The organism is Marinifilum flexuosum (assembly GCF_003610555.1).
Taxonomy (GTDB): domain Bacteria; phylum Bacteroidota; class Bacteroidia; order Bacteroidales; family Marinifilaceae; genus Marinifilum; species Marinifilum flexuosum.
Genome location: NZ_RAPQ01000011.1, coordinates 287,394 through 302,496 on the forward strand (window position 1 = coordinate 287,394; position 15,103 = coordinate 302,496).

Genomic DNA, 15,103 nt, shown 5'->3' on the forward strand with positions numbered 1-15,103 from the left:
GAAATTACTTCTTGGTAATTACCCTTACTACTCCATTTCCACCTCTAACTCCATAGATTGCAGCATCACTTCCTTTGACAATTACAATTTTAGCAATATTGGTTGGTGATAAATTAGACAATACTGCATAATCTGTCATAACTCCATCAATCTCAATGTTTGCCGCACTTGATCCATAAAATGACGACTTTCCTCTTATAATTATTTCTCCATTTGAAATTTGCAATGAAGGGAATTCATTTCTAATGATATCTATAAAAGAAGTATATTTTGAGTAATTCTTTTGACTAGAATACTTCTTTGCCAATTCTTTAAATGAATCAACTATTAGAATATGTCCTTTATCAATTGCAATTTCTGCTGCGTTAGGAATTTTAGCCAACTTTAAATTACCTATTAATTTATTACTCTTCTTTTTGACTTTAATCGTGTATTTATTAAAACCTTTGGCTGTAACTATTAATTTATCTTTTTCATTACACTCACACTTAAACTCACCTAAATAATTCGTTTTAATGGTTTCCTTGGTACTTTTTACCCTTACATTAGCATTGACAACTGGTATAGAATCAAATACTACAACTTTACCCATTACTAGTGATGTCTGGGCTTTGGTAAAAACAAAAATGAATTGTGATAATGTGAGTAAGAAAATTATTTTTTTGTTTTGATCACAATCATCCCATTTGTACCCCGAGCACCATACCTTGCAGCTTCACTACCTTTTACCACTTCTATACTAGCTATAGTATTAGGATTTAGAGACTTCAGCATACCTAAGTCCACTAGTACTCCATCCACTTCGATTCCAGCACTACTAGATAGTTGAATTGAAGAGGGACCTCTTATTATTATCTTATTTGATGTAATTTTTAATAAAGGAAATTCATTGTTAAGAGCTTCCATTAGAGTGCTATATTTTGAGTAATCTTTATAATTAGGACCTTGATTTACAAACTCTCTAAACTTATCCAACTCTAGTATATGAACAGCTTTAATTGCCTTCTCTCCTGAACCTGTTTTAGAAGAAAGCTTCAAATCAATGATAATATTTTCACTCTCGTTCTTTTTAATTTTATATGTTTTCTTAATAAAACCTATTGCTGAAAATGTAATTTTATCCTTCATTTGGCAAACACATGTAAATGCTCCCGTCTCATCAGTTTTAACAGTCTTTTTACTACTTTGAATAATTACATTAGCGTTTACTACAGGTATTGCTTTATAGGTTGTAAGTTTTCCTTTAATTACAATTTCTTGGCTAAAGCAATTTAAATGAGAAAATATTAGCAATAGTAGAATTATTGTGCTTGTGAAAGTTTTCATGATAATTAATATTTTATGATTCTTCCAAATTAACAAAAATAACATAAAATTCAAACCATTCACTTTACTGATATTCATCCAATTTTGAAATCTTTATGAACAGTATTATAATCAATGGCCGACCTGGTTTTTATTAGCAAGGCCTTACCTTCCTCATAAAATTTCATCCACTCTTAATGCAAATTATCAGCCAAAATAAGATAGTAATGAAATTAAAAAATCATCCATCATCTCTAATTGCTTCAATTGGACGAACCGCCATTGCTTTTTTAGCTGGAATTATCCCGGCAACCAAGCCTGAAATGATTAAAATTACCAAAGCAATTATTGCAATATTAAAGTCAACCTCTGGATTGGAGAACATGCTTTGATCTCCTCCACCATTTTGGATCGCTTTTGTAATGATCTCCAATAAAAACACGCCAAAAACAAGACCAATCCAACCTGCTATGGCTGTTAACACTACAGATTCTGTAAGTATTGAACTAATGATTACTGACGGAGAAGCTCCCAAAGCTCGTTGTATTCCAATTTCTTTGGTTCGCTTTTTCACGATGAATAGCATGATATTACTAACTCCGATGATTCCTGCAAGGAGTGTGCCTGTTCCAACAATCCATATTAAGCCAGCTATACCTATAAATAGATTGTTAATTTGAATAAACTCTTTCTCTACATTGTTACTTCCAAATGCTCTTTGATCATTAGGATGAATTGCATGACGTCTTCTTAACAAATTCTTCACCTTTTCTTCAACCAAACTTGCAGAGTATTCTTTTTTTGAAGTAATAGAGTAATGCCCCACTCGATTGCCGTAATTATATGTCTTTTGCAATGTTGTAAATGGAATAATAACACATTGATTTTGCCAGTCACCCCACCCTTGATTATGCATGGATTTAAAGGTTCCTACTATTTGAAAATAAACTCCATTAATTTTAATATACTTTCCTAAAGGCTCCTCGTCTTCTTCAAATAGAACTTCAATTACTCGCCTACCAATTACTGCAGTCTTTCTCTTGTCTCTAATGTCCATCTTGTTGATAAATCTACCTGCAGTAATCGTCACAGGATCAATATCATTAACCTCTGGAACATCTCCTAGAATACTAAATGCACCCGTTTTTAATCCTCTGATTACATTATTCTCACCATCTCCACCACCCCAAGCCTGAATACGGGGTGCTAAAATCTCAATTTCGTGAATGTTATCCAAAATGGCTTTTGTGTCCTGATTGGTGAAATTATATCGTCTCCCTTGTTTGTATCCTTTATATGGTTTACTCGTTGGCTGCGCCCATATAAATACTGAGTTTGTTGCAAAATCTCCCATGCCATGGTAAACACCATTCTCTAGACCTCTCCCAGAACCTAGCATGATGATTAACATGAAAATCCCCCAGAAAACACCAAAAGCAGTTAGGAATGTTCTTAATTTGTTACTCTTAAGTGCCATATATATTTCGGTCCATCGATCTCTGTCAAACATGATAATTCATTTAGCGGTTTAAAGTTTATTTTATTGAAATGAGTTTTACTTTTATTCGTCAGCCAAAGCTTCTATTGGCTTTACATTTGCTGCCTTCCAGGCTGGGAAAAATCCTGCCAATAAACCAGCAATAACCAGTACAGCCGTTGCCTGTAAGCCAACACTCAAGTCTACTGATGGATTCATAAAAAATTCTATTTGGGTATGTGGGGCCAGAAGCTCTAATAACAACACTCCCATAACCAAACCCATATATCCTGCCACAGAAGTAATTAAAACAGATTCTAGTAAAATTAATGCTACAATAGATTTAGGAGTTGCACCAAGTGCTTTTCGAATCCCAATTTCACGGGTTCTTTCACGCACAACAATAATCATGATATTACTAACACCTACAATTCCTGCAATAATGGTAAATGCTCCAATGATCCAAACAAAAATTCTAATGCCTGAAAACAATGCCATAGTGCGCTGATAACCTTCCATGTTGTTATTAATCCACATGGCTCTTCTGTCTTTTGGATCAAACTTGTGACGGGCAGCAAAACTCTTTCTTAAATGATTCTCCATTTGTTGTAATGCCTCAATATCATTAGTATTGGTTGTAAAAGACATATTGGAAATTCGATTGGCTCCATTAAACACTCTTTGAGCAGTTGATACTGGGACATAAACTCTTTGTAAATCTCTATCTGAATGATCGGTAAAGACTCCTATAACCTGAAATGGAATACCATTGATTTTAATGTATTTTCCAACAGGTTCTTCTTTTTTAAAAAGCGCATCTTCTAAAATGGTGCTTATTGCAACCACTTTTCTAAATTGATTTATATCAACATCATTTAAGAATCTTCCTTTAAGTGATGTTGTGTTCTCTAAAACTTCAGTGTCGGGATGTACTGCAATAATTTCATAGGAAACGTACTCTGATTTGTATGAAATCACGTTATTTCTATAAATGGAATAGCGAGAACTAATTTTATCTACATCAAGTCCAGAATCTTTAGTGCGAGTATAATCCTCATTAGTAAACTGTATTCTTCTGCCAGGTTGCATGCCATCAAAAGCCATGCTGGTTCTACCGCTATAGATCCAAAGACTATTCATAGCATCGCGTTTGAACTGATCTAAAACCCCATTTTGTAGTCCATTACCAGATCCCAAAAGGATAATCAGCATAAATATTCCCCAGGAAACACTAAAGCCTGTAAGGATGGTTCGAAGTTTATTTTTTCGGATGGTTTCAAAAATCTCCTGCCATTTGTCAAGATCAATCATCAATTAAAGTATTAGAGTTACACAATTAGCAATGAAAAAATTCAGTGCCACAATTTGTGATATCCTAATATTTTGGTGGTAATAAAATAATTGGAAGGCTTTCTACCTGCAATATAGAGAAACTAGAAATAGATGTCAATGTAAAAATGAAAAAAGATCATCATCTCAAGTGTTAAATAATGTTTAAAAATGCACATTTTCTACACTGAAGGCTTGCTATTTCACAAATACTTTCTACTTTTGCGGCGAATTAAAGCTCACATAGGTATTACTGCTTGTTATTGTCAGGATATCAAGCCAGTAGACCAATTGAAAATTAGGGGATTTTCATAAACTGAGTTTTTAGTTAGTTGGTTAATGGTTAGATAAAAATGGCTGAAGAATTCAGCCATTTTTTATTCTATTACATTTAATCTTTTTTAACTTTCCTTTGCAGCTCTTAACCGCGTATTGCCTTACCTTTGAAATGTATTCAATAAGAAAAAAGAGTAGAGTAGTTTTATCATAGATTGAGATTAAGGTTAACACTTAGTGTTAGGAAAGGATCGGAGGAGTTCGATCCTTTTTTGTTGCCTTAACTTGATAATTCTTCTGTTTTTTTCTTCCTTAGATAAGTATGAATAGGAAAGACATTTATAAAGGAATACCTTTTGATAAAATACCATGGAAACGTGAGACTCCTCCTGATATTTTAATCAATACCATGAGCTTAGCTCCATTATCTTCGCATTTACTCGATTTAGGATGTGGATTGGGACATTATGCAGCCTATTTTGCACAAAAAGGATACAAAATATCAGGAATTGATATTTCTCATACAGCTATCAAGTATGCTAAGCAATTGTTTGAAACCAAGAAGTTAAAGGGAGATTTCTATGGGCTTGATTTGTGTAAACCAACCAATATTGCATTGCCCCCAATAAAACTAGCCTACGAATTTGAAGTCCTACATCATATTTATCCCGAATATAGGGAAAGGTATGTGCAGAATGTTTGTAAGCTTTTGTCCGAAAAATCATATTACCTTTCTATCAGTTTTAGCGAAAAGGATCAAAACTTTGGAGGAAAAGGCAAGTATAGAAAGACTCCAATTGGAACCGAACTCTATTTCTCATCCGTAAAAGAAGTTCAGGATTTAATGAGTAAGTATTTTAGAATATTGGAGATTAAGGAAATAGAATTGGAAGGAAAGCCTATTCCACACCAGGCAGTATTTTGCCTGATGCAGAAAGTTAAATTTTAAACAAGATATTCTCCAAACAGTTCATCGAAGACCTCTCCTTTACTCAATCTGCCATTTACAAGGCAAATGACAAATACTTTTCCTTTGGCGCAAAGTTTATTATCTGAAGTTCGGTAAATATCCTCGTTGAATACCAATTTTAAACCTTCTCTTTCAATATTTAAACGCACTTCAAACTCATCACCACTGGTTAAAGAGGTTTTGTAGTCAATCTCTATGCGTGACACCATTGCATCAACTCCTTCTTCGTGCAATTTCTTAAAATTACTTCCAATCGATTCTAAAAACTCATGACGAGCATGCTCTAAATAGTTTTGGTAAACCGAGTTGTTTACTACTCCTTGAATATCGCACTCGTAATCGCGTACTTTAAGTGGTAATGTATAGATGTATTTGCTCATTTGATATTTGTTTTGAAAGCATAAAACTATACAAATGATTTGAGGAATTTAAAGGTTTTATGAATTTTGAATGTAATCGTTAATGGAATATACAATAAGCGGCCTCATTTTTCCTTTTAACCTGAGTTGAGCTGTCGGCTTATAATTGCTAAAACCATTTTGTTTCTTCAGCTCATTCATTACATTTTCAGAAACCAAAATACTACTATCAAACTCATTGCATCTTTTACACAAGCGAGAAGCTGTATTAAGTGGATTACCGTGATATGCCAACTCTTTCTTGATCTCTCCTACCTCTGCAACTGTAACCATTCCCAATTCCGATCCAGCTTTAAACTTAGGTATCATCCCATATCTTTTGGTATAATAGGCACTCTTTGTTTTCATCATGGTTTGATATCGAAAAAAAACATTCAAACAATCTTTGTATTTGATATCTGCATTTTGTTTCCAGGTTAGTACAACTTCATCGCCTACATACTGATAGATTTGCGCTTCTGTATTGGATATTATCTTAGTTAAGTCATAAAAACAATCCTGAATCATCTCACTGTACTTAATATGGCCTAACTTCTCGGCATAAGTGGTTGACGAATTAAGATCCATGATTAAAAATAACCTTGATTCTTCGCGCGGACGATGATACTTGCCCAACAGAAAATTCACCAATACTCCTTGTCCAAATTTCTCAGCAACACCAAGCACAAACAAAGCAAGAAATACACATCCAGCCCAAAATAATATTCCTGTGAACATTCTCCATGAAATAACATAGTCGGTATAATGTATCCATACCTGGCGATCGAGCTTAAATCCTTCCTGTTTAAAGGCAGAAACAAGCATTATAACAAGAGAATTAAATATGATGATATTGAACAAGTAGAATGAGGATTTTACCAAAAGAGCATAAAGAAAACTCTTTTTACGAAACATTCTTGACAAGTATCTAATTTCGAGAAAGGCTATTAGCCCTGCACTTAAAAAAGTAATTAATAAACCTATACTTAACACGATAGGCAAATCGAAAGGGACTCCTTCAAATCGTAATACCGACCACTCGTAAATAATAATAAATACTGCTGCCAATATCCAAAATGATATCAGAAACAATACTTTATTTCTATCGGTACGGTTCATTAAATCAGGCTCAAAGTGAAAGTATTAACCCGAGTTCAATTCAAGCTGTGGCTATATTTTTAATTGAACTTAGGGTATTAGTAAAGTTACGGTTTATTGAGAATATCATTACAATAAGATTTGTTGACTCATAATAGATTGTGTACTGATATAAAAAGAACCGGAAGATCGATTTGCATCGAAAATCCGGTTCTACACTACTACTTAAACTTACGCCTAATTTTAACTTAGGCAGACCAATTGGTGTGACTCATGCACCAAATTAGTAAAGTGTGGGACTGCGATTAAGGGGATTTCAACAGTCCCGTGGCGAATAGCATATCTAATTATTTCACCACTAACTTCTTAGTCCAGCTTTCTTCTCCAGAGCTTATTTGTACAATGTATATTCCACTGCTTAAATTGCTGATATCAAACTTATCTGAGCCATCTGAAATAAATGTATTAACAACTGTACCTGCAAGGTTGATAATCTTTACACTTAGTTCTCCTGAAATTCCATTTTGTTCCAACTTAAAATAATCAGTTGCAGGATTAGGATACAGCTTAATGCTTGTATTCTCACCTAATGCTCTGTCTCTAGAGCTGCTTCCACTTCCTACCTGAATGCCATAATCCTCTATTTCACCATAGGTAGTATTTCCACAAGCCTGAGGTGTTACATTGTAAGTAACGCGCACTCTCATTCGTGTAGCACCTATGCTGGCTGTTGCAGGAACCTGAATACTACCAGTAGCTGTTCCAACACTGCTTCCGTAATTGTAGTTTAATACATATTCTTCGTCCGCTCCGCTAAACTCTCCATCGCGATTCCAATCGAACCATGCACTTACCTGGTTTCTTGAATCAGGACGACCTATGCTTACTGTAATATCATAGCTCTGTCCCTGTTCAACATTTGCTACCTGAGAAGTATTGTCAGAATACCCATTGCAAGTTGTATTGTTATTGATCGTTTCAAATGAAACGTTCGAAATGTACTCGTAAGAACTACAGCCATTTGTTGTTGCTTCACAGTAAGTTTGAGAAACTGGTGCGCTTACCGTAATCATATTGGTAATGGTTTTGGTATCGGTGCTACCGCTATTGGCTGCCGTTAAAGACACCGAGTAAGTTCCTTCAGTATTATAGGTTACTGTAGGGTTTTGAGAGGTACTTACCGTTGGAGTACCACCTGTAAAAGACCAATTCCATGAAGTAGGATTATTGGATGATAAATCCGTAAAGTTGATGCTTTCTCCAGTGGAAATACTTGTTTTATTTGCAGTAAAATTGGCTACCACTTCTTCTGCGCCACTTCCTGTGATGTTGATATCGGCAACATACGGAATCTTGTTGTAAGCTGTAACTGTTAGCTTAATCACTCCACTCGATGGCAATGGACTAATGCTCACATTTGCTGATCCATTGTTAATTTTAGCAGTACCAATAATCTCACCATTAAGCGTCATCGAAACCCATGCATCGTTGGTATTACTGTTTACACTAAAGCTGTTAGAACCCGGCGTAGCCGTTGCAGTATGATTCACCTGCATAGCTGTAGGTGTCTTGGTTCTTACTTGTAAAGAAGGATCTCCAAATACAGTCCAGGTATCAATCATCTTCTCTCCGCCCGATCCGTAAACATCTACCATTTTAAACATCCCGTTAAGTGCCATTCCAGTAAAAGTTCTTCTAATGTTATTGGCATAGCTCTCAATTAGAATGTCGTTCATCTCATTCTGTGCAATCATAGGTGGTACCCACGATTGATTAATGGTAGAAGCACAAATGGCCATTGCACCTGTAGGTTTGCCATTGTGAGTAGCGCGCAACCAAGTTTCAGCAAAACAAGTCATGTTCTTAAAGTTCCCGTTCACACAAGCCACATCGAAAATAAAAGGCAGTTTGTTATCATTGGTAAGGTTGTTCACATTGGTATTGGTATACACCATACTTGCGAAGCCGGTATTGGATCCGTGCCCAACATAATTTATGATTCCTTTACCGGCATTCAGCAAGTTGGTTAATTGTGCAGCCGATCCACCATCCTGGTAACAGTGAGAAATGGTATATCCATAACCTTCCAGTTTGGTTTGAATGGCGTTCATATGCTCTTCGTCAGATGGGTTATACCCTTCGTCGGATGCAATTCCTACACCCGATGCAAGCCATGTATCGGTAGAATTAACATCACGTTCGTAATGTATGGTTCTTTCTACTTGAGTGGTAACCTGTGCAGCGGTTTGTGCCGAAAAACGACCCACAAAAATGTCGATGTAATGATCGTTCCCTACAATAAAACCATAGTTATTATCTGAGTCACCTGCACTTGTAGATGATGTAGGAACCTGTGGTGCATCACCAACCAATAACAAATAAGTTAAACCATTGGTGTTGTAATAATTGCTTACATAGGTTTTAATAGCCGATGCACTACCAATGGTGCTGTATGCAACCATCTCAACAGGAATCCCTTTCTGCTTTTTCCAGGCAACGAAATCAGCCATTTCGTCCATATAGTCGTCGTAACAAATAATCAGCATGTTACCTGGTTCATCGTTCAAGGCCGTGTATTTGGTATTCGATGGCGCATAGTTCAAGAAATGAGATTCATATACCTTATCGAATCCTTTATCAGGTGCTGCAGATTTGGCTCCGGATAAAGTGTTCTTGGTAGATGCTTTTCCGGTTGCACTCACCTTCAGCTCCATATGTGTATAGATTCTTAAGATATTCTGAATCGGATTGTATGCAATTGGGTTCACTACCAATGCCTGACCACGAACGCTTCTTAAGATGTAAGGATCGTTAAGTGAAGCCAAATTAGTTGGGTAGTAATCATCGTGCTGATATGCCTCTCCATAGGCATAAGGAATAGACTTTGGATCGATATCGCGAGTAAGATCACCTTTTGAAGGAACCACATTGAAATTCTTGATCTCGATAAATTCTGAGGACAAAACTTCCACTTGCATATCCGCACTCGATGGAATCATAATGGACTGAGCAAAACGTGGTAAAGCCGGGTTTCCCTTCTCAAGAATGTCTCCCATATTGTTGGCTTCCACCTTGTAAGCATTCTCTGAAGCTATGTAGAGCAAATCATAGGAGTTTAGCTTAAAGTCGATTAGGTAATCACTACCAACGGCCGATTTTAAAACCAGCTCATTCTTGTCGTAACGAGTGTTTGGATCAATCTTAATGTGTTCTCGCTTCTGAGCCGAAGCACTTACTGAAATGAGCATGCCTATGGCAATAACCCATACTCTAAAAAAGTAAATATTCTTTTTCATAAATTAAAATTTAGAATTAGTTAATATGTATTATCAATAAATAAATATTAAAATGGTAGTGAGTCAAGTTACCACCTATCTTTCGATAGATTTATTCATTTATTACACCCCTTAATTCCGAATAAAGCAAAAAGGTAACCCTCGAAATAAGAAAAATTATAGTTTATTTTAAATATTTATTATTTGAAAGCTCTACACCTCCTACGAACACTACATGTGTAGCATAATAAAATAAAGTAAAAAAAAATTAAAACCTCTATAAAGCACTAATAACAAGTGGTAATACATCTTACAATACAACTACACTTATCTGGTGAATATTCTTATTTAGAATAAAAATTACTTTAAAAACCACTTTAAAACACATCTATAAAATGAGAATCAATTCATTAGCCTGTTAAGTAAATATTTTTCTTTTTGTTGTTCACCGACGAAAAATGGCGGTGAAGTATAGCTTGGAATGAAAACAGAGAATAATATTTACATATTAATTGATTAATTTTTTATCATGCAATTAATAAATCTTAACTTTAACTTCATGTAAATGAAATAATATCAGTATGATTCCCTATTACCTACAGAAAAACCCTTTTAATAAGGATGCAAAAAAGTACATTGGAAAAGCAGTTTTAATGGAAAAACTGGATGTCAATGAGATTATTTCACTCTGTGCTGCAAGAGGAAATAAAATACCTGAGTATATGGTTGAAAGTGTTCTGAAGCGATTTGAAGAAGTAATTGAGGATGCTCTAAAGAAAGGAATTGCAATAAATACTCCCATCATTAACATTGCTCCTACTTTAACCGGCACTTTCAATGGGCAACATGATCAATTTGATAAGAACAGACATCAACTACATTTTCGTGTATCAGAAGGAACATTTTTAAAAAGACTTGCAGAAGAAAGTGAACTATTTAAAGTGGATCCACCAAATTCCTTTGTACAGATTCACTCCGTTAAAAGTTTAAGCTCTCCTACTGAAGACTATCAATTTGAAGCTGGGTCGATACTTGAATTAAAAGGGAAAAGCCTCAAATACGATAAACAAGATCAGCAGCAAGGCATATTCCTGGTGAATGAAGAAAGTCAAAAGGAGTACCGAATGGAATTAAGCATTAAAAGTACCAAGAGTTATCAAATGTTCCAGATTCCTTTGGATATTGAAAAAGGTAGTTACATGCTTGAAATACGATGCCTGCCTCCTCGTTACACAAGCATTAGGCATGGTCGCTTCTACAAAGCCATTAGTATTTTATAAACTTCGTCTACTACTTGTTATCGTATTAAGTACTTGAAATGGACCGTATCAAGCCTATGATACGGTGTGAATCAAGACTATGAAACGAAAAGGATCAAGCTTATGATACTGTGCGAATCAAGGCTATGAAACGTAACGTTGCAAGGCTTGATACGATTGGCATGAAGTATCTGATACGGTAGGTTTCCTTATAATTAGATAGCATAAAGTTGCTGGGGAATATAGCTTTCGTTAGTCTACTACGAGACACTACTCTCCGGATAGATTGCTTTAATTATTGCTATACCTGTCAGGTTAGAAAAACAAAAACCTGTCAGGAATAATACCTGACAGGTTTCGCATTTTATATACTTTCTGAGGGTATCACTCAAAGTGATGCTCTCAGTTTTTTTATTGCAAGTAGCCATTGATACCCTCACTTGGAGTGAGAGCATCAAAGAATCTTTTCTACCAATCCTGCTTTTGCTCTACGTAATCGCTAAAGCTTTCGATTTTAAGATCGGCTTCGGACTTTTTGCAGATAGAATAGATGAAGGCAGATGCCAAACGTGCATTGGTTACCAATGGAACGTTTAAGTCGATGGCAGTACGTCTGATTTGGTAATCGTTGTTCAGCTCATCCTTGCTTAAGTTCTTTGGAATATTTACAACCAAATCAACCTTACGATCGCGAATCAAACTTACTGCTGTTTGCTCCTCGTTTTCATCTGGCCATGCTACGGCTTCAACCGTTACACCATTTTCCTGAAGGAACTTTGCAGTACCTCTTGTTCCGTATAACTTATAGCCACGCTCTTCCAGCATCTTCGAGCTCTTCAATAGCTCTATCTTCGAGCGAATAGGACCACTACTAATCAACACCGCCTTCTTCGGTACGCGATAACCAACTGATATCATTGATTTTAATATTGCATCGTAGTAGTCGGCGCCCAAACAGCCAACTTCACCGGTTGAAGACATGTCTACACCCAATACAGGGTCGGCTTTTGACAGTCTTGAGAAGGAGAATTGTGATGCTTTTACACCAATATGTTCCAGCTCAAACATTGATGGAAGATTGTTTGGAATCGGTACATCCAACATGGCCTGAGTTGCCGTTTCTACGAAATTATAGTCCATTACTTTCGATACAAATGGGAAACTACGGCTGGCACGAAGGTTACACTCGATTACCTTAATGTCGTTGTCTTTTGCCAACAACTGCATGTTGAATGGTCCAGTAATGTTCAATGATTTTGCAATCTTACGCGCAATCTTTCTGATTCTGCGTATGGTTTCGAAGTACAATTTCTGTGGTGGGAACACCAGGGTTGCATCTCCAGAGTGAACCCCTGCAAACTCAACGTGTTCAGAAATGGCATCAATCACAATTTCACCATTCTTGGCAACTCCGTCGAACTCAATCTCTTTGGCTTCCTGAATAAACTCACTCACAACTACCGGATACTGCTTAGAAACCTGTGCAGCCAAATCAAGGAAGTGTTCCAACTCCTCGCGGTTCGATACCACGTTCATGGCAGCTCCTGAAAGCACGTAACTCGGACGAATTAATACAGGGAATCCCACTTCATCAATAAACTCGTGAATGGCTCCAATACTGGTCAACTCGCTCCATCGTGGCTGATCAACTCCCAATTCATCCAACATGGCCGAGAAAGTCTGACGATTCTCTGCTCTGTCAATCGATTCAGGAGAAGTACCCAATACATTCACATCAGCATTATGAAGACGCATTGCCAGGTTCTGTGGAATCTGTCCACCAACCGATACAATCACTCCTCTTGGCGATTCCAAATCGATGATATCCAACACTCTTTCGAAGGAAAGTTCGTCAAAGTACAATCTGTCGCAAACATCGTAATCGGTACTTACCGTTTCCGGATTGTAATTGATCATTACCGAACGTAAACCTTCTTTGTTTACTGCATTCAGGGCATTTACACTACACCAGTCGAACTCTACCGATGAACCAATACGATATGCTCCCGATCCCAACACAATAACTGATTTGTTATCGGATACATAGTCGATGTCATTTTCATCGCCACTATAAGTCAAATAAATGTAGTTGGTTTGTGCAGGATACTCCGCTGCAAGGGTATCAATTTGCTTCACAACCGGAACAATTCCCTTCTCTTTACGATGCTTTCTTACTGCCAACAATTCGGCTTCCATATTGGTATTTTCCGGCTTCAGAACGAATCTTGCCAACTGGAAATCCGAGAATCCATATACTTTAGCTGCTTTAAGCAATTCATCAGGTAAAGTCTGTAAGTTACTATGCTTTTGCAGATCCCACTTAATCTTAGTGATGTGCTCTAACTTGCTTAGGAACCATTTGTCGATCTTGGTTAGGTCGTGTACCTGATCGATGCTGTAGCCCTGTTCGAATGCCTGTGCAATGGAGAAAATACGCATATCGGTTGGATGCGTAAGCTCCTTCTCTACATCTTCGAACTTGGAGTGTACATTCCCAACAAATCCGTGCATTCCCTGTCCAATCATACGCAAACCTTTCTGTATGGCTTCCTCGAAGTTACGACCAATGGCCATTACCTCACCAACCGACTTCATACTCGATCCGATCTCTTTGGTCACACCTTCGAATTTGTTCAAATCCCAACGAGGAATCTTACAAACTACATAGTCAAGCGCTGGCTCGAAACATGCAGTTGTGGTTTGTGTTACCGCATTCTTTAGCTCATGTAGTGCATAGCCTAAACCAAGCTTGGCAGCTACAAATGCCAATGGATAACCCGTTGCTTTCGATGCCAGTGCCGATGATCTCGACAGACGTGCATTCACCTCGATCACACGGTAATCTTCTGATTCAGGATCCAGTGCATACTGTACGTTACACTCTCCCACAACGCCCATGTGACGGATAATCTTAATGGCCAAAGCTCTTAACTTGTGATACTCCGAGTTGGTAAGTGTTTGAGATGGTGCAATTACAATACTTTCCCCGGTATGGATTCCCAGTGGATCGAAGTTTTCCATATTACAAACCGTAATACAGTTGTCGTAAGCATCACGTACCACCTCATATTCTACCTCTTTCCAGCCTTTCAGCGACTCTTCAACCAAAATCTGGCTAGAGTAGGATAAAGCGTTCTCAGCAAGCTTTTTCAGCTCATCCATATTGGAACAGAAACCTGAACCTTGTCCTCCCAAGGTAAAGGCTGCACGCACAATAATCGGGAAACCTAATTTCTCTGCTGCATCCAATGCCCCTTGCACCGATTCTACAGCATAAGATTGAGGCGTTTTTACATCGATTTTGCGCAATTCGTTGGCAAAAATCTCTCTGTCCTCGGTTTTGATAATGGCTTCGATTGGTGTACCCAATACCTTTAGGTTGTACTTTTCAAGAATTCCTGATTCGAAAAGTTCTACCCCGCAGTTCAGCGCAGTTTGTCCTCCAAAAGCTAAAAGAATACCATCAGGTTTTTCCTTTAAGATTACTTGTTCCACAAAAAAGGGAGTAACCGGCAAAAAATAAATTTGATCGGCAACTCCCTTGGAAGTTTGTACGGTTGCGATATTCGGGTTAATCAATACGGTGTAAATACCTTCCTCTTTCATGGCTTTTAATGCCTGCGATCCGGAATAGTCAAATTCACCAGCTTCACCAATTTTCAGGGCTCCTGAACCTAATACGAGTACTTTCTTTATTTTATCTTTAATCATTTCTG

The 15,103-nt window shown here is 37.1% G+C and carries 10 protein-coding genes; 2 read left to right on the forward strand and 8 right to left on the reverse strand.

The window, feature by feature from the left end; genetic code table 11:
- Positions 1 to 4: 4 nt before the first annotated feature.
- The 4 genes from BXY64_RS17430 to BXY64_RS17445 all read right to left on the reverse strand — a co-directional run bounded on the left by BXY64_RS17430 (position 5) and on the right by BXY64_RS17445 (position 4,093).
- Positions 5 to 592 carry a TonB-dependent receptor plug domain-containing protein gene (locus BXY64_RS17430; protein ID WP_120241259.1) on the reverse strand — a complete coding sequence of 196 codons (588 nt, stop codon included), beginning with the start codon at positions 590 to 592 and terminating at the stop codon, positions 5 to 7.
- 62 nt (positions 593 to 654) lie between these two features.
- Positions 655 to 1,326, reverse strand: coding sequence for a TonB-dependent receptor plug domain-containing protein (locus tag BXY64_RS17435; RefSeq protein ID WP_170150695.1), 672 nt, complete (start codon positions 1,324 to 1,326; stop codon positions 655 to 657).
- 220 nt (positions 1,327 to 1,546) lie between these two features.
- Positions 1,547 to 2,815, reverse strand: coding sequence for an ABC transporter permease (locus tag BXY64_RS17440; protein WP_120241261.1), 1,269 nt, complete (start codon positions 2,813 to 2,815; stop codon positions 1,547 to 1,549).
- A 51-nt stretch (positions 2,816 to 2,866) separates the two neighbouring features.
- Positions 2,867 to 4,093 carry an ABC transporter permease gene (locus tag BXY64_RS17445; protein ID WP_120241262.1) on the reverse strand — a complete coding sequence of 409 codons (1,227 nt, stop codon included), beginning with the start codon at positions 4,091 to 4,093 and terminating at the stop codon, positions 2,867 to 2,869.
- Positions 4,094 to 4,709: 616 nt separating this feature from the next.
- Here BXY64_RS17445 and BXY64_RS17450 point away from each other — a divergent pair.
- Positions 4,710 to 5,336 carry a class I SAM-dependent methyltransferase gene (locus tag BXY64_RS17450; protein ID WP_120241263.1) on the forward strand — a complete coding sequence of 209 codons (627 nt, stop codon included), beginning with the start codon at positions 4,710 to 4,712 and terminating at the stop codon, positions 5,334 to 5,336.
- Here the strand turns inward: BXY64_RS17450 and BXY64_RS17455 are convergent.
- From BXY64_RS17455 to BXY64_RS17465, 3 genes are all read right to left on the reverse strand, one after another.
- Complete coding sequence (locus tag BXY64_RS17455; RefSeq protein ID WP_120241264.1) at positions 5,333 to 5,737, reverse strand: acyl-CoA thioesterase; 405 nt, start codon at positions 5,735 to 5,737, stop codon at positions 5,333 to 5,335. The two genes, BXY64_RS17450 and BXY64_RS17455, sit on opposite strands and share 4 nt — an antisense overlap.
- A gap of 57 nt (positions 5,738 to 5,794) precedes the next feature.
- On the reverse strand, positions 5,795 to 6,874 hold the full coding sequence (locus tag BXY64_RS17460) for an adenylate/guanylate cyclase domain-containing protein (protein WP_120241265.1): 1,080 nt from the start codon (positions 6,872 to 6,874) through the stop codon (positions 5,795 to 5,797).
- A 326-nt stretch (positions 6,875 to 7,200) separates the two neighbouring features.
- Positions 7,201 to 10,149 (reverse strand): C25 family cysteine peptidase, encoded by a 2,949-nt coding sequence (locus tag BXY64_RS17465; protein WP_120241266.1) that lies wholly within the window; start codon positions 10,147 to 10,149, stop codon positions 7,201 to 7,203.
- Positions 10,150 to 10,709: 560 nt separating this feature from the next.
- Here BXY64_RS17465 and BXY64_RS17470 point away from each other — a divergent pair.
- Complete coding sequence (locus tag BXY64_RS17470; protein WP_120241267.1) at positions 10,710 to 11,408, forward strand: DNA-binding domain-containing protein; 699 nt, start codon at positions 10,710 to 10,712, stop codon at positions 11,406 to 11,408.
- A gap of 447 nt (positions 11,409 to 11,855) precedes the next feature.
- Here the strand turns inward: BXY64_RS17470 and carB are convergent, their stop codons facing one another.
- On the reverse strand, positions 11,856 to 15,098 hold the full coding sequence (gene carB, locus BXY64_RS17475; protein WP_245996692.1) for a carbamoyl-phosphate synthase (glutamine-hydrolyzing) large subunit: 3,243 nt from the start codon (positions 15,096 to 15,098) through the stop codon (positions 11,856 to 11,858).
- Positions 15,099 to 15,103 lie beyond the last annotated feature (5 nt).

Excerpts from the sequence above, each read along its gene's own strand:
- BXY64_RS17440 (WP_120241261.1), bottom strand. The coding sequence starts at position 2,815 with ATGTTTGACAGAGATCGATGGACCGAAATATATATGGCACTTAAGAGT.
- BXY64_RS17455 (WP_120241264.1), bottom strand. The coding sequence starts at position 5,737 with ATGAGCAAATACATCTATACATTACCACTTAAAGTACGCGATTACGAG.
- BXY64_RS17435 (WP_170150695.1), bottom strand. The coding sequence starts at position 1,326 with ATGAAAACTTTCACAAGCACAATAATTCTACTATTGCTAATATTTTCT.
- BXY64_RS17460 (WP_120241265.1), bottom strand. The coding sequence starts at position 6,874 with ATGAACCGTACCGATAGAAATAAAGTATTGTTTCTGATATCATTTTGG.
- BXY64_RS17430 (WP_120241259.1), bottom strand. The coding sequence starts at position 592 with ATGGGTAAAGTTGTAGTATTTGATTCTATACCAGTTGTCAATGCTAAT.
- BXY64_RS17465 (WP_120241266.1), bottom strand. The coding sequence starts at position 10,149 with ATGAAAAAGAATATTTACTTTTTTAGAGTATGGGTTATTGCCATAGGC.
- BXY64_RS17445 (WP_120241262.1), bottom strand. The coding sequence starts at position 4,093 with ATGATTGATCTTGACAAATGGCAGGAGATTTTTGAAACCATCCGAAAA.
- carB (WP_245996692.1), bottom strand. The coding sequence starts at position 15,098 with ATGATTAAAGATAAAATAAAGAAAGTACTCGTATTAGGTTCAGGAGCC.
- BXY64_RS17470 (WP_120241267.1), top strand. The coding sequence starts at position 10,710 with ATGATTCCCTATTACCTACAGAAAAACCCTTTTAATAAGGATGCAAAA.
- BXY64_RS17450 (WP_120241263.1), top strand. The coding sequence starts at position 4,710 with ATGAATAGGAAAGACATTTATAAAGGAATACCTTTTGATAAAATACCA.